This window comes from Alistipes timonensis JC136 (genome assembly GCF_900107675.1).
GTDB lineage: Bacteria > Bacteroidota > Bacteroidia > Bacteroidales > Rikenellaceae > Alistipes > Alistipes timonensis.
In genome coordinates this window covers 329,178-346,940 of the sequence record NZ_FNRI01000001.1, presented here as the reverse complement: position 1 = coordinate 346,940, position 17,763 = coordinate 329,178, and the positions used below count along the sequence as shown (strand labels likewise).

The 17,763-nt window shown below is 54.1% G+C and carries 15 protein-coding genes; all 15 read left to right on the top strand.

Annotated features, from left to right (window positions below):
* Position 1 precedes the first annotated feature (1 nt).
* The 15 genes from BLU78_RS01345 (at position 2) to BLU78_RS01275 (ending at position 17,758) form a co-directional block, all read left to right on the top strand.
* Positions 2-898: an SGNH/GDSL hydrolase family protein gene (locus BLU78_RS01345; RefSeq protein ID WP_010259475.1), complete on the top strand. Its 897-nt coding sequence runs from the start codon at positions 2-4 to the stop codon at positions 896-898.
* Between the two features lie 287 nt (positions 899-1,185).
* Complete coding sequence (locus BLU78_RS01340) at positions 1,186-2,115, top strand: O-antigen ligase family protein (protein WP_155836571.1); 930 nt, start codon at positions 1,186-1,188, stop codon at positions 2,113-2,115.
* Positions 2,102-3,304, top strand: coding sequence for a glycosyltransferase family 4 protein (locus BLU78_RS01335; protein WP_010259471.1), 1,203 nt, complete (start codon positions 2,102-2,104; stop codon positions 3,302-3,304). The genes BLU78_RS01340 and BLU78_RS01335 overlap by 14 nt, the downstream gene beginning before the upstream one ends.
* Positions 3,288-4,181, top strand: a complete 894-nt coding sequence (locus tag BLU78_RS01330) for an ATP-grasp fold amidoligase family protein (RefSeq protein WP_074711963.1) — start codon at positions 3,288-3,290, stop codon at positions 4,179-4,181. Before BLU78_RS01335 ends, BLU78_RS01330 begins: the two co-directional genes overlap by 17 nt.
* On the top strand, positions 4,177-4,599 hold the full coding sequence (locus BLU78_RS01325; protein ID WP_083355380.1) for an ATP-grasp fold amidoligase family protein: 423 nt from the start codon (positions 4,177-4,179) through the stop codon (positions 4,597-4,599). The genes BLU78_RS01330 and BLU78_RS01325 overlap by 5 nt, the downstream gene beginning before the upstream one ends.
* Positions 4,600-4,652: 53 nt before the next feature.
* Complete coding sequence (locus BLU78_RS01320; protein WP_010259468.1) at positions 4,653-5,828, top strand: glycosyltransferase family 4 protein; 1,176 nt, start codon at positions 4,653-4,655, stop codon at positions 5,826-5,828.
* Positions 5,829-5,850: 22 nt separating this feature from the next.
* Positions 5,851-6,600 carry a WecB/TagA/CpsF family glycosyltransferase gene (locus BLU78_RS01315; RefSeq protein WP_010259466.1) on the top strand — a complete coding sequence of 250 codons (750 nt, stop codon included), beginning with the start codon at positions 5,851-5,853 and terminating at the stop codon, positions 6,598-6,600.
* 156 nt (positions 6,601-6,756) lie between these two features.
* Positions 6,757-7,845: a GDP-mannose 4,6-dehydratase gene (gene gmd, locus BLU78_RS01310; protein WP_044106092.1), complete on the top strand. Its 1,089-nt coding sequence runs from the start codon at positions 6,757-6,759 to the stop codon at positions 7,843-7,845.
* A 7-nt stretch (positions 7,846-7,852) separates the two neighbouring features.
* Entirely contained in the window at positions 7,853-8,794 is a 942-nt protein-coding gene (locus tag BLU78_RS01305; RefSeq protein ID WP_010259462.1) for a GDP-L-fucose synthase family protein, read from the top strand.
* A gap of 357 nt (positions 8,795-9,151) precedes the next feature.
* The gene (locus tag BLU78_RS01300) at positions 9,152-11,374 is read left to right on the top strand and encodes a glycoside hydrolase family 3 N-terminal domain-containing protein (protein WP_010259459.1); all 2,223 of its coding nucleotides are present in this window, start codon (positions 9,152-9,154) and stop codon (positions 11,372-11,374) included.
* A 240-nt stretch (positions 11,375-11,614) separates the two neighbouring features.
* Positions 11,615-12,949, top strand: coding sequence for a sigma-54-dependent transcriptional regulator (locus BLU78_RS01295; RefSeq protein ID WP_010259456.1), 1,335 nt, complete (start codon positions 11,615-11,617; stop codon positions 12,947-12,949).
* 358 nt (positions 12,950-13,307) lie between these two features.
* Positions 13,308-13,421 (top strand): potassium-transporting ATPase subunit F, encoded by a 114-nt coding sequence (locus BLU78_RS01290; RefSeq protein WP_081504080.1) that lies wholly within the window; start codon positions 13,308-13,310, stop codon positions 13,419-13,421.
* Positions 13,422-13,425: 4 nt separating this feature from the next.
* Positions 13,426-15,117, top strand: a complete 1,692-nt coding sequence (gene kdpA, locus BLU78_RS01285) for a potassium-transporting ATPase subunit KdpA (protein WP_010259455.1) — start codon at positions 13,426-13,428, stop codon at positions 15,115-15,117.
* Positions 15,118-15,130: 13 nt separating this feature from the next.
* Entirely contained in the window at positions 15,131-17,173 is a 2,043-nt protein-coding gene (gene kdpB / locus BLU78_RS01280; protein ID WP_010259453.1) for a potassium-transporting ATPase subunit KdpB, read from the top strand.
* A gap of 15 nt (positions 17,174-17,188) precedes the next feature.
* Positions 17,189-17,758, top strand: coding sequence for a K(+)-transporting ATPase subunit C (locus BLU78_RS01275; RefSeq protein WP_026020582.1), 570 nt, complete (start codon positions 17,189-17,191; stop codon positions 17,756-17,758).
* Positions 17,759-17,763: the final 5 nt, after the last annotated feature.

Genomic DNA, 17,763 nt, shown 5'->3' with positions numbered 1-17,763 from the left:
TATGAGAAAGACAATAGCCAGTCTTTTAATAGTTTCGATAGCCGCGCTGCTTGTTGATTATCTGTCCGACAGGGTGATGCTGCATGGCGTGAATGCGTTTTATGGCCTTGACCAGCACAGCAAAATACTGCTTGTGGGACACTCGCATCTGATGCTTGCAACAGATAAGGAGCGCATGGAGAAAGAACTGAATACCACTGTGTCGAAATATACCCGTGAAGGTGTGAACGTGTACGACAGAAAGGTAATGGTTCATCAATATCTGTCCTCAGCGTATTCAGACTCGTTGAAAATTTGCCTGTATGGAGTGGATCTCTGCACCTTTACAGGCAAAGAGCTCAGTCAAAATTCTTATATGCTGTTTTATCCGTTTATGGACAACGCCGTCATTGATGATTATATCAAAGGATGCTCACCCGCGACTGACTACTGGCTTCATAAACTGCTCCGGGTGTCGCGGTATAATGATGACGGCATAAAAGGAGCGGCTGCCAGAGGATGGAGAAAAGACTGGAGTAACCGTAAAAATGGAGTCGTTGACATTCCTACATACAAAAAAAAGCTGCTGAACGGCGATGAACGCCATATAGAAGTGGAACCGGAACTGATCGCCGAATTTACGAAAACCATAAAAATGCTGACAGACAGAGGAGTCAAGGTAGTTCTCGTAAACACGCCGACCCTGGATTTGCTCAACGAATATGAGCCGAAGAAATACGAGATGGTGGTAGACTGGTTCACACAGTTCGCTTCCAACCATGAGAACGTGGAATACTGGGATTTCAACCCAGAGTACTCCTCTCGACATGAACTGTTTCACGACCGTCTGCACTTAAACGCCAAAGGACAGCAGGTGATAACGACGGAAATAATCGACAAATTGCAGAGCGAACTTTAAATATGATCAGTCGGAGAAAGATACAGTCCTTATATGAGTTGGCCGCAATGGGCGGAGGCTGCGGAATTCTGCTGCTTGTCAGACCGTTGATATATACAATTTTTGCGCGCCGGCGAGACCTGAATGCTTATTCATCGGTCGACACCTCAGCCGCTATATTCATACTCTATGCCGTTATTTGTTTTTTTCTTGCCGCAAGGGAATTGAACCGTAAGGAAAAAATATTCGGGCGCGACCTATTCATTCACAGTCCCCTCTTGTGGATCTCATTGTATACTGCTCTGGGAATGGTGAGCATGATTTGGAGCGTCAACCTGCAATTGACGGGTTTCCGGGCATTTGAATGCATGAGCATGACGATGCTTATGGCGGCTGTTGTCCAGAACCTCTTTTATCGTGGAGACTGCAAAGCGGTCATCCAGTGGACAATGTTGTATGTCACTGTGGACATAATATTCTCGATGACGCGCGCCTTGTCGTATACAACGAATGTCATGACGCTGCTACAGACTTCACAGATGATGGCCACAACTTTCTTTTATGTGGCGTTGTTTCAAAGTCCAAAAAGGTGGTGGAACTATCTGATTGTCATCATGTCCATTTTTTCCATGTCGACAGTAGCCTACATCGGCATGGCTTTAGGAAGCGTCAGCACATTTTTCGGGCATAAGAAATACAAGGTGGCGGTGATTCTTGTCTCCCTGATATTGGGGACTGTCATCGCGATGATAGGTCCCTACAATTTTATCAAAGGCACCGTGTTTTTCGACAAGCAGTCCATCTCCATCCATGAAACCACAGGACGAGACAAGATTATGGAAGTGGCATTGGAGGCACTGGAGGAGAAACCTGGCGGATATGGATTCTTTTCCGGCGAGCCCTATCTGCTTTACAGCAAGAACCTCGGAGCCATCAATGGGCACAATTCGCTGTTTAGTGCAGCCATCAGCCTTGGCGTACCGGGCATTCTGTTAATGCTCATATTCTTTTTAACAATGATGAAAACCGTGTTCAGCCGGCACATATCGCCGGAATACCGCGCATCCCTCATCGGGTGTTTCTGCGTGTCGTTTCTCCAAAGTATGGGAAATCCCGGTATCGGGTCGCGCGTGTTCGGAGGGTGGATGCCGACCATGTTCGCAACGGTCCTGATATGCGGTTTCTATGTTTATGGAAAGTATTATGATGAAATAAGCGAGACCAATGATGAAGAATAAAAAAGTTTTATGGGTTAATCCTTCTTTCCTTGACTATAGGATACCGCTATACAAGGAACTTAATTCGATTTGCAACGGATATTTTTACTTGATTTATAGTAGACGGCGGATACCCTCACGCTGTGATGAGGCCATCAAAAAGACGTTAGGCGACAACGCAGTAAGCGTTACCGAGGACAGGCTGTTTCTAAAAAGAAAAACGGACTTCGCCAACTCCGGGATTTCACTGACCTGGCCCCACGGCCTGTACCGGGCGATAAAAGAGGTGAATCCCGACATCATCCTTACGGAAGGTTATTCTCAGTTCTCACCTTGGCCGATACTCTATGCGACAATCCACAGGATTCCCGTTGTCATAGCTTATGAGCGTACAAAGCACACGGAACGGAACTGTCCGCTCTGGAGACGGCTGTACCGCCGGTTCATAAATGTATTCACCAATGGCTACATTGCAAACGGTCGGCTAACGAAAGAGTATCTGATGTCGCAGGGAGTGAAGGAGAAAAACATCTTTACCGGCGGAATGTGTGCCGACAGCGAAGGGCTTGCCCGGCAGGTCGCCAACCTTTCCGAAGATGACCTTTCGGCGTTCCGCAAGCAAATCCTCGGCAGAAAACCTTGCGGGGTATCATATGTCCTTGTAGGACGTATGATACCTCTCAAAGGGGTGTTTCACCTCCTTGAGGCTTTTTTAGAGCACCTAAAAGCACACCCCGACGACCGTATCGTACTGGTGGGCGATGGCCCGGAACTGCCGGATTTAAAAGAGAAATATGGCAATAATCCGGCAGTCGTATTTGTGGGAGGTATCGACTATTCTCAAATATACAAGTATTATGCGGCATGCGACGTGTTTGTAATCGCCACACTTGAAGACAATTGGAGCTTGGTAGTTCCCGAAGCAATGGCATGCGGTCTGCCTGTCGCCTGCTCTATATATAACGGGTGTCATCCCGAGCTTGTGCATAAAGACGAAAACGGCATTACATTCGACCCGCTCAACCCAAAGAGCGTTGTGGAAGCCCTCGACTATTTCCATCATGTTGACATAAAGCGTTTTGGGCAGCGTTCACGGGAAATAGAGCATAACTTCAATCCCGAGAACACCGCCAAAAATGTGATGAAAGCGGTGGACTATTATTTAAATAAGCAAGACGCAAAAACGACAGACAATGAAGACAGACAGTAAACTGAAGGCACTATTCTATAAACTGATGCTCCTCCTGCCGGACAAGTGGTATATTATGCTGAAATTCTATAAGAATTTCGGCCGTTTTCCGAATCTCAAAAGTCCCATCACATTCAGCGAAAAAATTCAGTGGCTGAAACTTCACGACCGCAATCCGCTATATACGACCATGGTAGACAAGTATGAAGCAAAAAAATATGTAGCCGATATCATCGGGGAGGAATACATTATTCCTACTCTCGGAGTATGGGATAAGGCGGAGGACATTGATTTTGACGCTTTGCCCGACCAATTTGTGCTAAAGGCCACTCACGATAGTGGGCGGGTCATCATTTGCAGAGACAAGTCAACATTAGACCGCAACTTGGCCATTGAGGAGATGAAACAATCTTTGAAACGTGATTTCTACTCTGTGACACGAGAATGGCCTTACAAGAACGTTCCTCGCCGAATCATTGCGGAACAACTCTTGGTTGATGAAACCGGGACGGATGATATAAAAGATTACAAGCTTTTCTGCTTTGATGGAAATGTTAAGTTCCTCAAAGTCGATTTCAACCGGTTCATACAGCACCGCGCCAACTATTTCGATAAAGACTGGAACTTGCTGGAATTTGGAGAAAAGGTTTGTCCGCCTGATCCAAAGGTAATAATGCAACGACCCGATGGATTGGCTGAAATGATTGGATTGGCGGAGGAACTTTCAAAGTCTTTGCGGTTTGCGAGAACTGATTTCTACTATCTCAACAATGATATCTATTTCGGCGAGATTACATTTTACCCCAGTTCGGGTTTCGGGCCGTTCATTCCCGAGGGCTGGGACGAACGTCTGGGTAAGTTAATAAAGCTCAACCGGTGGGGGGGGGTATTTAATTGATTATAAACAACATAAGCTACTACTCAAACCTATCCAGCCAGATTTATCAGACTACAAGTTCTTCTGTTTTGGCGGTGAACCTGTGTATTGCCAAGTGATTCGCGACCGACGCAGCACAGAAACAATCGACTTTTATGACATGAATTGGGAGCATCAGGAGTTCTGCGGCCTCAATCCCGTCACTCGCAACGGGCTGACACCCGTCGCTCGCCCCGCCACACTGGAAATGATGCGCCAAATATGCAGGAAGCTGGCAAAAGGGAAGCCTTTTGTCCGCATTGATCTGTATGAAGTAAGCGGGAAGGTCTATTTCGGAGAAGTCACTTTCTACCCTATGAGCGGGATGGGCACGTTTACTCCAAATAGGTGGAACTCGGTTTTAGGAGAATTAATACATCTTCCTAAAGAAGAATCGTAATAGCAACAAACGGCACAAATACTGCCTTTATAGTTTATACAACATCATTTGAAATGAGAATTCTTTACATTCACAATGACTATGCCAAGCCGAGCGGCGAAGAGCATGCCTCCGGTGAACTAATCCAATTACTGAAAGAGCATGGACATGTGGTGGAAAAATACTCGCGCAGTTCTGCGGAAATCGCTGACAGTGTTTTTGGAAAAATAAAATCATTTTTCGCCGGTATATCGAATCCGTTTGAGGCTAAGCGCCTCCGGGCTTATTTGATGCACTTCAAACCGGATGTAGCGATTGTTCAAAATCTATATCCTTTATTATCGCCAAGTATATTCAAGCCACTTAAAGACAACCATGTGCCGGTCGTGATGCGTTGCCCTAACTACCGATTGTTTTGTCCGGGTGGATTGTGTCTAGATAATAACGGGCACATCTGTGAGAAATGCTTCGGGAAAGGAAAGGAATGGTGGTGTATTTGGAAAAATTGTGAGACGAGTATTTTCAAGAGTATAGGCTATGCCGTGAGAAATGCCACTGCAAGAAAAAGCAGAGCCATTTTAGACGGTGTGGATATATTTATTGTGCAATCTGCATTCCAAAAAGAGAAATTTATTTTACAAGGCATACCAAGTCAGCACATTGGGATATTACCCGGTATTGCTCCGATGATTACTGAATGTGAAGAAGGGGAGGTCCCGATGGGCAGCTGGTTTACATTCGTGGGCAGAGTAAGTGAGGAAAAAGGTATTTATGAATTTATAGAAGCAGCCAAACATTTCCCGTATCTTACCTTCAAGGTAGCGGGGAATTTAGACGGGAATTTCAAAAAGCCTATGGATATGCCATTGAATGTAGAGTTTACCGGTTTTTTGAAGGGGCGTGAGTTAGATGACTTGTACCGGAAATCAAGGGCTATTGTGGTGCCAAGTAAATGGTATGAAGGATTTCCCAATGTCATAGTTAGAGGAATGCTCCTGAAAAGACCTATCATTACGACCAACATCGGTGCCATGCAAACCATTATAGACAATGGAATGAATGGCATTACTATTCCTCCCGGAGATGCCGGGGCATTGAAAAAAGCCATTGAAGAGTTATCTAAAGATGAAAATAAATCTATTAAATATGGATTAAAGGGGTATGAAAAGGCAAGCAGTCTATATTCTCGTGAACAGATTTATTTATCGTTACAATCCATAATAAACAAAGCTATCAAAATAGGTGAATAATAAGGTAAAGAATCCACCAACCATGAACAACTATTTCAACCTAAATTACGAATTTGACAAACAAGCGGTGGCTAACCACATTGACGATCAACTGGATAGAAATGCGCCTAATTACATTTGCGTGGCAGATGGTGTCATATTGAATACTGCTAATCGAAATCCTGAGTATCTGAAGGTGGTGAATGGCGGGATGTTCTCCATTTGCGATAGTAGCTATGTACCCCTCTATATCCGCTGGATTTATGGAAAGCGGTATGAGCAATATTGCGGCAGTCAGATTTTCATGGATATTATCCGCAGTCATAAGTATCGGATGATTTTCATGGGAACCTCACAGGCCATCCTGGATGGTCTGAAAGCCAACTTGCAAAAGGAAAATACCGATGTCGTAAATATGCAGTTCGTCGAACTGCCGTTCCGCCAAGTAGAGGAGTTCGATTATCCGGGAATTGCCCGAATAATTGAGACCGATGGCGCTGATATTATTTGGATCGCGTTGGGAGCTCCCAAACAGGAGATCTTCATGAGCCGGTTGAAACCCTATTTGCATCATGGTGTCATGATTGCCGTAGGGGCCGCGTTCAAATTCTTCAGCGGGACAGAGGTTTCACGTGCTCCTCAATGGATGATCCGTTGTCACCTTGAATTTGTGCACCGTATCTTTAAGGAACCGCGTAAACAACTGTCCCGATGCATAGGTATTCTTGGTTCGCTGCCTCGCCTTCTGTGGCAGGAATGGCGACGTAAGCGGCACAGTGTCCATACGTGTTAATCAGAAATTTTCATTTGGCGCGGACGTTTGGAAAATAGTCCTGGCGCATCTTTCTATTCCCATTCCTGAGCTATAATGCGTCATGTCAATTTCGAAAGCATTGTGCTCTACCCATTGCATCATCAGCAATATTTCATAACATCTATTTCTTAAAAAATGAAAAAAGCCTTAATCACCGGGATTACAGGCCAGGACGGTTCGTTCTTGGCTGAACTCCTTTTGCAAAAAGGATATGACGTACATGGTACTATCCGTCGTTCATCGGTAGACTACCGCGAGCGCATCGCTCATTTGGAAGGTCATCCTCATTTCCACCTCCATTATGCAGACCTCGGCGACTCGATGAGCATCCTGCAAGTTGTCAGGAAAATCAAACCGAACGAAATATACAACCTCGCAGCCCAAAGCCATGTCCAGGTATCATTCGACGCTCCGGAGTTTACCGCCGATGTCGATGCGACCGGCGTACTGCGTATCCTTGAGGCTGTGCGCCAGTGTGGTCTCGCTGAAACCTGCCGTATCTACCAGGCCTCGACCTCGGAACTCTACGGCAAGGTGGAGGAAGTCCCTCAGAATGAAAAGACGCCGTTCCATCCTTATTCGCCTTATGCCGTAGCGAAACTCTATGGCTATTGGATCGTCAAGGAGTACCGCGAAGCTTACAATATGTTTTGCTGCTCGGGCATTCTGTTCAACCATGAATCGGAACGCCGGGGTGAAACGTTCGTTACCCGCAAGATCACCCTCGCCGCAGCACGCATCGCACAAGGGAAACAGGATAAATTGTATTTAGGCAACTTGTCGTCGCTCCGCGACTGGGGCTATGCCAAAGACTACGTAGAATGTATGTGGCTGATTCTCCAAAACGACAAGCCGGAAGATTTCGTCATCGCCACGGGCGAACAGCATTCTGTGCGTGAATTTTGCTATCTTGCATTCAAATACGTCGGCATTGAACTGGAGTTTGTCGGAGACGGCCAGAACGAGAAAGGTGTCGACAAGGCGACAGGCAAGGTGCTGGTCGCGGTTTCTCCGGATTTCTACCGTCCGACGGATGTGGTGAATCTTTTGGGAGACCCGACCAAGGCAAAGACCGAATTGGGGTGGAATCCTACCCGGACGAGTTTTGAGCAGCTGGTCCGGATCATGGTCGATGCCGACATGGCAAAAGTGGCCGTTGAGCGGGCCGGTGAAGAGATTCGGACGAACCTGGCCGAATATCTCGAAAAAGGGATTGTAAAATAGCGGCGGGATGGAAAAGAGTGCAAAAATATATGTGGCTGGGCACCGGGGTATGGTCGGATCTGCCATTGTGCGTGAATTGCGGCGTCAGGGATATGTAAATATCGTCACCCGCACGCACCGGGAACTGGATCTTACGCGCCAGGAGGCTGTCGAGCGTTTCTTTGCCGAGGAACGACCGGAATATGTTTTTTTGGCCGCTGCGAAGGTCGGGGGCATCGAAGCCAACCAGAGCGCCCTAGCGGATTTTATGTACGAGAATATGATTCTCGAGATGAATGTGATCCATTCTGCATGGCAGAACGGGTGCAAGAAGCTGGAATTTCTGGGTTCGTCATGTATCTACCCGCGTATGGCACCCCAGCCCATGAAAGAAAACTGTCTGTTGACATCCGAACTGGAAAAGACCAATGAAGCCTACGCCCTGGCGAAGATTTCCGGATTGAAATACTGCGAATACCTGAACCGTCAGTACGGCACGGATTATATCAGCGTAATGCCTACGAATCTCTACGGTCCGAACGATAACTACCATCCAACCCACAGCCACGTGCTGCCTGCGCTGATCCGCCGCTTCCACGAAGCGAAAGAACAGCACTTGCCCTTCGTAACTTGCTGGGGTGACGGCAGTCCGCTGCGCGAATTTCTGTATGTCGATGACTTGGCGAATTTGTGCGTTTTTCTGATAAACAACTATTCGGGCAACGAGACGGTCAATGCCGGTACGGGCAAGGAACTTTCGATCAAGGAACTGACGGAACTTGTGGCGAAAGTGATCGGTTATACGGGTGAAATCCGCTGGGACCCCTCTAAACCCAACGGCACACCCCGCAAATTGCTCGATGTGTCGAAAGCTGCGGCGCTTGGCTGGAGCTATAAAACGGAATTGGAGGAGGGAATCCGGTTCTCATATCAGGATTTTCTGAAAACCCCCATCCGGGCTGAACGGTAACACTTGTTATTATGGCGGGCGGTGCCGGCAGCCGCCTCTGGACTTCTGATAATAACCCGGCACGGACCTTGAAAGTCCGTGCCGGGTATTTTGAGGTATCGGGCATCGAAACCCGGATCGCGTCGCGATCAGCCAGCACATGCCTCTGGCAGGAGCCCGACGCTTATGGAATCCGTCCGCACGCCGTTCGAGGTTGAAATTCGTCTGGCAGTCCCACGACCCGTCCGCCGGCATGATCGAAACGACGTTTGCCATAGGAACACCCTTGGAAAACCGGACCGGACAGCAAATTCCGGCAAAAATTCGTATCTTTATCCGCCGGGCCTGCCCCGGAACACGAAATACAACACATACCGAATGATGAAACCTCACAAAATTTTATGGCTCGGCTGCTGTCTGGCAGTCGCGGGCTGCGGCGGTGACAAGTCCTCCGCTCGGAATTACGACAAGGAGATCGACCAGCTCATGGACCGCATGACGCTCGCCGAGAAAATCGGCCAAATGAATCAGGTATCGGGCAAGAGCAATCCCACCGGCGTCCTGAAACAATATTCATCGATCGAAGGACGTGTCCGCGAGGGCAAGATCGGGACCGTGCTCAACGTCACGGGAGCCGCCACTACACGGGAACTTCAGCGGATCGCAGTCGAAGAGACCCGGCTGGGCATTCCCCTGATCTTCGCGCTGGATGTGATCCACGGCTACAAGACCATTTCGCCCGTACCCCTCGCCGAGAGTTGTTCGTGGGACATGGAGACCATCGAAGCCTCGGCCCGGATGGCTGCCGTCGAAGCCTCGGCAGCGGGTCTGCAATGGACTTTCGCCCCGATGGTCGACATCGCCCGCGACCCGCGCTGGGGCCGCGTCATGGAGGGAGCGGGGGAGGACCCCTACCTCGGTTCGCACATCGCCCGGGCCCGTGTCCGGGGATTCCAGGGCGATGATCTTTCGGCTCCGAACACCATCCTCGCCTGTGCAAAGCATTTCGCGGGTTACGGAGCCTCTGAGGGTGGCCGCGACTATAACACGGTGGACATCTCCGACCAACGGCTACGCGAACTCTACCTGCCGCCGTTCAAAGCCGCCGCAGATGCAGGCGCCGCGACCTTCATGAACTCGTTCAACGAACTTTCGGGCGTTCCGGCGACCGGCAACCGATTCCTCGTGAAGCAGATCCTACGCAACGAGTGGGGTTGGGACGGCGTCATCGTCTCCGACTGGGGCTCCGTGGCCGAAATGATTCCCCACGGCATCGCCGAGGACAAAAAACAGGCCGCGCTGCTGGCCGTGAAAAACGAGTGCGACATCGACATGGAGGGCAACTGCTATCCGAGTTCGCTCGAAGAGTTGGTGAAGGAAGGCAAGGTTTCCGAAAAGGAGATCGACCGCTCAGTTCGCCGTATCCTCCGGCTGAAATACGAGCTGGGGCTCTTCGACGATCCCTACCGCTACTGTGACGAACAGCGGGAAAAAGAGGTGACCCTCTCGGCGGCGCACCGCGAAGCGGCGCGCGACATGGCCCGCAAGTCGATCGTGCTGCTGGAAAACCGCAAGTCGGTGCTGCCCCTCGGCAAACCCCGCTCCATCGCCGTCGTCGGACCGCTGGCCGACAGTCCGGTGGACATGCTGGGCGAATGGAGGGCCAAAGGCGATCCGAAGGAGGTCGTGACGATCCTTCGGGGTATCGAAAAGACCGCCGGGGCCGGCACACGCGTCACCCATGCCAAGGGCTGCGACGTGACGGGCAGCGACCGGAGCGGCTTTGCGGAGGCTGTCCGCGCAGCGCGCAGCGCCGATGTGGTGATTGCCTGCCTGGGCGAGAGCGCCGACATGAGCGGCGAGGGCTACTGCCGCTCGGAACTGGGACTGCCGGGTGTCCAGCAGGAACTACTGAAAGAACTTAAAAAGACCGGGAAACCCATCGTCCTGCTGTTGAGCAACGGCCGCCCGCTGACGCTGGCGTGGGAGAAGGAGAACATCGAGACGATCGTCGAGACCTGGTTTCTGGGCACCGAGGCCGGAAACGCCGTCGCCGACGTGCTGTTCGGCAAATACAACCCCTCAGGCAAACTGGTCATGTCGTTCCCCTACAACGTCGGCCAAATCCCGGTTTACTACAACCACAAGCATACGGGACGCCCGTTCGAACCCAACCAGCGTTACGTAATGCACTACATCGACGCCCCGGTCGACGCGCTCTACCCGTTCGGCTACGGACTCAGCTACACACGCTTCGAATACGGCGAACCGACGCTCAGCAGCGACCGGATGGCCGCCGGCGACACCATCACGGCAACGGTGAAGGTCACCAACGCGGGTGATTACGACGGCGAGGAGGTCGTACAGCTCTATATCCGCGACCTCAAAGCGCAGATCACCCGCCCGGTGAAAGAACTGAAAGGCTTCCGGAAGATTTTCCTCAAAAAAGGCGAGTCGGCCGACGTGACATTTGACATCACGCGCGCCGAATTGGAATACGTGCTGGCCGACGGCTCGGTCGTCTCCGACCCCGGAGAATTTGAGCTCTTCATCGGCGGCAGCTCCGCCGGGCTCCAACCCGTCCGATTCAGTGCGCTTTAGACAACCGGCCGAGATGACGCGAGAGACCTCCGGATCCCTGACGGCGCATCTCACCCCCGGCGGCGGGGTCGCTGCCGTGCCCACCCCGGCCCGATAAAGCTGCCCAACATACTCTCAACGGCCGCCTGCAGCGGATACAACTCCTGCAGGCGGCCGTTTTTCTTTTCGTTTTTCAGCCCGGCCGATAGCGGGTACCGCCAAAATGATATATCTTTGTGCCGGGAACGACTTGTGAAAACTATGGCAAAAATTCTGATTATCGACGACGAACAGCAACTCCGCGGACTGCTGGCCCGGATCATCTCGCTCGAAGGATACGACGTGACCGAGGCCGCGGACTGCACCTCGGGACTGAAAGCGCTCCGCCGCTGCGATCCCGACGTGGTGCTGTGCGACGTGAAGCTGCCCGACGGCAACGGCGTCGACATGGTGGCGAAAATCAAGGAAGCTGCGCCATCGGCTGAAGTGATCCTGCTGACAGCCTACGGCAACATCCCCGACGGGGTGCAGGCCATCAAAAACGGCGCTTTCGACTACATCACCAAAGGCGACGACAACAACAAGATCCTGCCTCTGCTGAGCCGTGCGGTCGAAAAGGCCCGGATGCAGCGACGGCTGGCCCGCATCGACGACACCCTGTCCGAACAGCACTCGTTCGAGCGGATCATCGGCCGTTCGGAATCCCTGCGCCGGGCTGTGGAACTGGCCCGCAAGGTCGCCGTCACCGACACCTCGGTGCTGCTCACGGGCGAAACGGGCACCGGCAAGGAGGTTTTCGCCCAGGCCATCCACCACGCCAGCCCGCGGGCCAAGGAGGCTTTCGTCGCAGTCAACTGCTCGGCCTTTTCGAAGGAACTGCTCGAAAGCGAGTTGTTCGGCCACCGCGCAGGCAGTTTCACGGGAGCCTCCAAGGACAAAAAAGGACTTTTCGAGGAGGCCGACAAAGGCACGCTGTTCCTCGACGAAATAGGGGAGATGCCCGCCGAATTGCAGGCCAAACTTCTGCGCGTGCTCGAAAGCGGGGAATTCATCAAAATCGGCGAAACACGCTCCACACGGGTTGACGTGCGCCTGATCGCCGCCACGAACCGCAACCTCGAACGGGAAATAGCCGCGGGCAATTTCCGCGAGGATCTTTTCTTCCGGCTCTCGGTCTTCCGCATCCAGCTGCCGCCGCTGAGCGAACGGCGGGGCGACATTCCCGAATACGTCCGTCACTTCGCGGCGCAGTTCGCCGCCAGGATGGGCAAGCGCATCGACACGATCGACGACCGGTACATCGCGGCACTCGAACGCCATCCCTGGCCGGGCAATGTCCGCGAACTGCGCAACGCCGTGGAGCGCAGCATGATTATGGCCGACGGCAACAGCCTCACGACCGACTGCCTCGCCCCCGAGTTCCACGCAGCGGCCGGCACCGCCGCTCCCGATTCGCTGGCGCTCGAAGACCTCGAACGCCGCCACATCCTCCGGGTGCTGGAACACACCGCGGGCAACAAGGCCGAAGCCGCCCGCCTGCTGGGCATCGGCATCGCCACACTCTACCGCAAACTCGAAAGCTACGGGGTGAAATAACCGCCCCGGATTCTCATTCCGAGAGGGCCGCCTTATCATTTTGATAGGGCGGCCCTCTTTTTCGGCACATCTGCCAAAAGCGCAATAAACTATCCGCCAATCGCTTGCGCCACAAACTCCGGGTCTGGCATTCCCTTCGTATGCTATGGAGCGAAACCAAACAGAAGATTCAACATGGCAACCTTGGTAATCATACTGCTGATCGTGCTGTTTTGCAGCGCCCTATTGCTGTTGGACCGGATGCTGTGCGGTTATGTAAAATTGATGTCTAACTCAAAAAAGAAGCGAAAATGAATGAAATCGTACTGTTCCTGCTGCTCTGCGCCCTCGGCGTACTGTGCTACGGATTCTATTTCAAATGTGTGGATTGGTTCGAAAAAATCTGAAGAAAATGTTTACCGGATTACTTATTCTGAGCATCGCCGGGTTCGTCTACCTGATGTACGTGCTCGTAAAACCCGAAAAATTCTGAATCGATGAATACCGAAATCTTAGGCGTTATCCTGCAATGGACCCTTCTGGTGGTGTTGTGCTATCCGCTGGGGCGTTACATTGCCAAAGTCTACCGCGGCGAACGCACGTGGCTCGATTGCATGGCTCCCGTCGAGCGCGGCATCTACAAGTTCTGCGGCATCGACCCCGCGCAGGAGATGAACTGGAAACAGTTCCTCAAAGCGCTCCTGACGGTCAACCTCTTCTGGTTCTTCTGGGGCATGCTGCTGCTCGTCCTTCAGGGCTGGCTGCCGCTCAACCCCGACGGCAACCCGGGACAATCGCCCGACCTGGCGTTTAACACCTGCATCTCGTTCATGGTCAACTGCAACCTTCAGCATTACAGCGGCGAGACGGGCCTGAGTTATTTCACCCAGCTGTTCGTCATCATGCTCTTCCAGTTCGTCACCGCCGCCTGCGGCATGGCGGCCATGGCCGGCGTCATGAAGGCGCTGGCCGGCAAGACGACGAAGACCATCGGCAACTTCTGGGTCTTCCTCACCCGAAGCGTCACGCGCATCCTGATGCCGCTGTCGCTCGTGGTCGGCATTCTGCTCGTCGTCAACGGCACGCCGATGTCCTTCGACGGCAAACAGACGCTCACGACGCTCGAAGGAGCCGAACAGGTCATCTCACAGGGTCCCACAGCGGCCATCGTGCCCATCAAACAACTCGGCACCAACGGCGGCGGCTACTTCGGCACCAACTCGGCGCATCCGCTCGAAAACCCCAACGCCTTCACCAACATCCTCGAATGCTGGTCGATCCTGATCCTGCCGATGGCCATGGTCTTCGCCTTCGGATTCTACACCCGCCGCCGCAGGCTCGCGGCATGGATTTTCGGCGTGATGCTTTTCGCCTACACCGCGGGCGTCATCGTCTCCGTCTGGCAGGAGACGGCCGGCAGCCCGCAGATCGACCGAATGGGCATCGCGCAGGAACTCGGCTCGATGGAGGGCAAGGAGATCCGCATCGGCTCCGCAGCATCGGCCATGTGGGGCATGACGACGACCGTAACCTCGAACGGCTCGGTAAACTCGATGCACGACTCGCAGACCCCGCTGAGCGGGATGCTTCAGATGCTCAACATGCAGATAAACTGCTGGTTCGGCGGTGTCGGAGTGGGGTGGATGAACTACTTCGCCTTCCTTATCATCGCCGTCTTCATCAGCGGGCTGATGGTGGGCCGCACCCCCGAGTTCCTCGGCCGGAAGGTCGAAGCGCGCGAGATGAAGATCGCCACGCTGGTCGTGCTGATGCACCCCTTCCTGATCCTCGTCGGCACGGGCATCTCGGCAGCCATTGCCGCCGCCAATCCCGAAATAGGGTGGTTGAACAACCCCTCGTTCCACGGACTGAGCGAAATGCTCTATGAATACACCTCCTCGGCCGCCAACAACGGCTCCGGCTTCGAGGGACTCGGCGACAACACGCCGTTCTGGAACATCTCGACGGGCATCGCCCTTATCATGGGCCGCTATTTCCCGATCGTGGGGCAGGTCGCCATCGCCGGACTGCTGGCCTCGAAAAAATGCATCCCCGAGAGCGCCGGAACGCTCCGCACCGACACGGGCACCTTCTCGCTGATGACCTTCGCCGTCATCATCATCGTCGCGGCCCTCTCGTTCTTCCCCGCACTGGCCCTGGGCCCGATCGCCGATTACCTGACTTTCTAAACAAGCTACCGCCATGAAACAAAATCAAAATAACTTCCTCTTCGACCGCACGCTGCTGCGCCGGAGCCTCCGCGCTTCGTTCACGAAGCTCGACCCGCGGCAGATGGTCAAAAATCCCATCATGTTCACCGTCGAGGTCGTCACCTTCGCCATGCTGTTGCTGCTGGTCTGGATCGCCGTGACGGGCGACACGTCGCAGGGCACGCTGCTCTACAACAGCATCGTCTTCCTCGTGCTGCTGCTCACCGTGCTTTTCGCCAACTTCGCCGAAGCCATCGCCGAGGCCCGCGGCAAGGCGCAGGCCGACTCGCTGCGCAAAACCCGCGAGGAAACGCCCGCCAAACGCATCGAACCCGACGGCCAGTCGCACATCGTCAGCAGTTCGGCATTGAAGCAGGGCGACCTCTTCGAATGCGTCGCCGGGGACACCGTCGCCGCCGACGGCGAAATCGTCGAGGGCCTCGCCTCGATCGACGAAAGCGCCATCACAGGCGAATCGGCCCCGGTGATCCGCGAGGCGGGCGGCGACAAGAGTTCTGTCACGGGCGGCACGAAGGTTCTCTCGGACCGCATCCTCGTGAAAGTCACCGCCCGTCCCGGCGAAAGCTTCCTCGATAAGATGATCGCCCTGGTCGAAGGCTCCTCGCGCCAGAAGACGCCCAACGAGATCGCGCTGACCATCCTGCTGGCAGGCTTCACGCTTGTCTTCGTAATCGTCTGCGCCACGCTGAAACCTTTTGCGGACTATGTGGGTGCGAACATCACCGTCGCGGCGTTCATCTCGCTCTTCGTCTGCCTGATCCCGACCACCATCGGCGGCCTGCTCTCGGCCATCGGCATCGCGGGCATGGACCGCGCCTTGCAGGCCAACGTCATCACCAAGTCGGGCAAGGCCGTCGAAACCGCCGGCGACATCGACACGCTGCTTTTGGACAAAACCGGCACAATCACCATCGGCAACCGCAAGGCTACGAATTTCTACCCGGTCGACGGGGTCGACAAAAAGGCGTTCATCCGCCTCTGCGTCCTCTCGTCCGTCGCCGACCCGACCCCCGAAGGCAAATCCGTCGTCGAACTGGGCGCCGCCGAAGGGGTCCGCATCGACCCGGTGTCGATGGTCGGCGTCCGCATGGTGAAATTCACCGCCGAAACCAAGTGCTCGGGCGTGGACATGCCCGACGGACGCCGCATCCGTAAAGGGGCCGCCGAAGCGATCCTCCGCCTTGCGGCCGAACAGGGCTGTGCCTGCCCGGCGGAGATCGCCGCCACGACGCGCCGTATCTCCGAAAACGGCGGCACGCCCCTCGTGGTCTGCGAAAACGAGCGGATCATGGGCGTCATCGAACTGCAGGACATCATCAAAACCGGCATCCGCGAACGCTTCGAGCGCCTGCGCCGGATGGGCGTGAAGACCGTGATGGTCACGGGCGACAATCCGCTGACGGCGAAATACATCGCCGAGAAAGCGGGCGTCGACGACTTCATCGCCGAAGCCAAACCCGAAGACAAGCTCGAATACATCCGCCGTGAACAGCAGTCTGGCAAACTGGTGGCCATGATGGGCGACGGCACGAACGACGCCCCGGCGCTGGCGCAGGCCGACGTGGGCGTGGCGATGAACAGCGGCACGCAGGCCGCCAAAGAGGCGGGCAACATGGTCGACCTGGACAACGACCCCACGAAACTGATCGAGATCGTAGAGATCGGCAAGCAGCTTCTCATGACACGCGGCACGCTCACGACCTTTTCGATCGCCAACGACGTGGCGAAATACTTCGCCATCGTCCCGGCACTGTTCATCGCCTCGATCCCGTCGCTCGGCGCCCTGAACATCATGCACCTCCATTCGCCCGAAAGCGCCATCCTCTCGGCGGTGATCTTCAACGCCCTCATCATCCCGCTGCTGATCCCGCTGGCGCTGCGCGGCGTGACCTACAAACCGATCGGCGCCTCGGCCCTGCTGCGCCGCAACCTCTTCATCTACGGCCTGGGCGGCGTAGTCGCACCGTTCATAGGCATCAAACTGATCGACACATTGATAAGTGTATTCTTTTAAAGCATTGATTCAATTATGAAAAACCTCTGGATTTCACTCAAAATAACACTGGCCATGTGCATCGTGCTCGGCGTGGGTTATGTGCTCGTACTGCGCGGCGTATCGGCCGTCGCAGGTCCCAACGGCGGGGAAGCCGACGTAGTGACGCTCGACGGACAGATCGTCGGCGCGGCGAACGTAGGGCAGTCCTTCACGGACAGCACCCATTTCTGGGGCCGCCCCTCGGCTGTGAACTACAACGGCGGCGGCTCCGGCGGCAGCAATAAGGCCACGACCAACCCCGAATACCTCGCCGAGGTGGAACAGCGCGTGCAGGATTTCCTCGCGGCGCATCCCTATCTCTCGCGCGCGGAAGTTCCGGCTGAAATGGTCACGGCCAGCGGCTCGGGCCTCGACCCCGACATCTCGCCCCGCGGTGCACGGGTACAGGTGCGGCGCGTGGCCGAAGCCCGCGGACTGAACCCCGCCGCCGTGCAGCGGATCGTGGACTCGCTTACGCAAAAACCGTGGCTGGGACTCTTCGGCACGGAGAAAGTCAATGTCCTGCGCCTGAATGTCGCACTGGAAGAAATGTGTAAAAACTAAACCCA

Coding starts and splice junctions, on each gene's coding strand:
- BLU78_RS01315 (WP_010259466.1), top strand. CDS start 5,851: ATGAACAACTATTTCAACCTAAATTACGAATTTGACAAACAAGCGGTG.
- BLU78_RS01290 (WP_081504080.1), top strand. CDS start 13,308: ATGTGTGGATTGGTTCGAAAAAATCTGAAGAAAATGTTTACCGGATTA.
- BLU78_RS01345 (WP_010259475.1), top strand. CDS start 2: ATGAGAAAGACAATAGCCAGTCTTTTAATAGTTTCGATAGCCGCGCTG.
- BLU78_RS01340 (WP_155836571.1), top strand. CDS start 1,186: ATGGTGAGCATGATTTGGAGCGTCAACCTGCAATTGACGGGTTTCCGG.
- BLU78_RS01300 (WP_010259459.1), top strand. CDS start 9,152: ATGATGAAACCTCACAAAATTTTATGGCTCGGCTGCTGTCTGGCAGTC.
- BLU78_RS01330 (WP_074711963.1), top strand. CDS start 3,288: ATGAAGACAGACAGTAAACTGAAGGCACTATTCTATAAACTGATGCTC.
- BLU78_RS01275 (WP_026020582.1), top strand. CDS start 17,189: ATGAAAAACCTCTGGATTTCACTCAAAATAACACTGGCCATGTGCATC.
- BLU78_RS01295 (WP_010259456.1), top strand. CDS start 11,615: ATGGCAAAAATTCTGATTATCGACGACGAACAGCAACTCCGCGGACTG.
- BLU78_RS01335 (WP_010259471.1), top strand. CDS start 2,102: ATGATGAAGAATAAAAAAGTTTTATGGGTTAATCCTTCTTTCCTTGAC.
- kdpB (WP_010259453.1), top strand. CDS start 15,131: ATGAAACAAAATCAAAATAACTTCCTCTTCGACCGCACGCTGCTGCGC.
- BLU78_RS01320 (WP_010259468.1), top strand. CDS start 4,653: ATGAGAATTCTTTACATTCACAATGACTATGCCAAGCCGAGCGGCGAA.
- BLU78_RS01305 (WP_010259462.1), top strand. CDS start 7,853: ATGGAAAAGAGTGCAAAAATATATGTGGCTGGGCACCGGGGTATGGTC.
- kdpA (WP_010259455.1), top strand. CDS start 13,426: ATGAATACCGAAATCTTAGGCGTTATCCTGCAATGGACCCTTCTGGTG.
- gmd (WP_044106092.1), top strand. CDS start 6,757: ATGAAAAAAGCCTTAATCACCGGGATTACAGGCCAGGACGGTTCGTTC.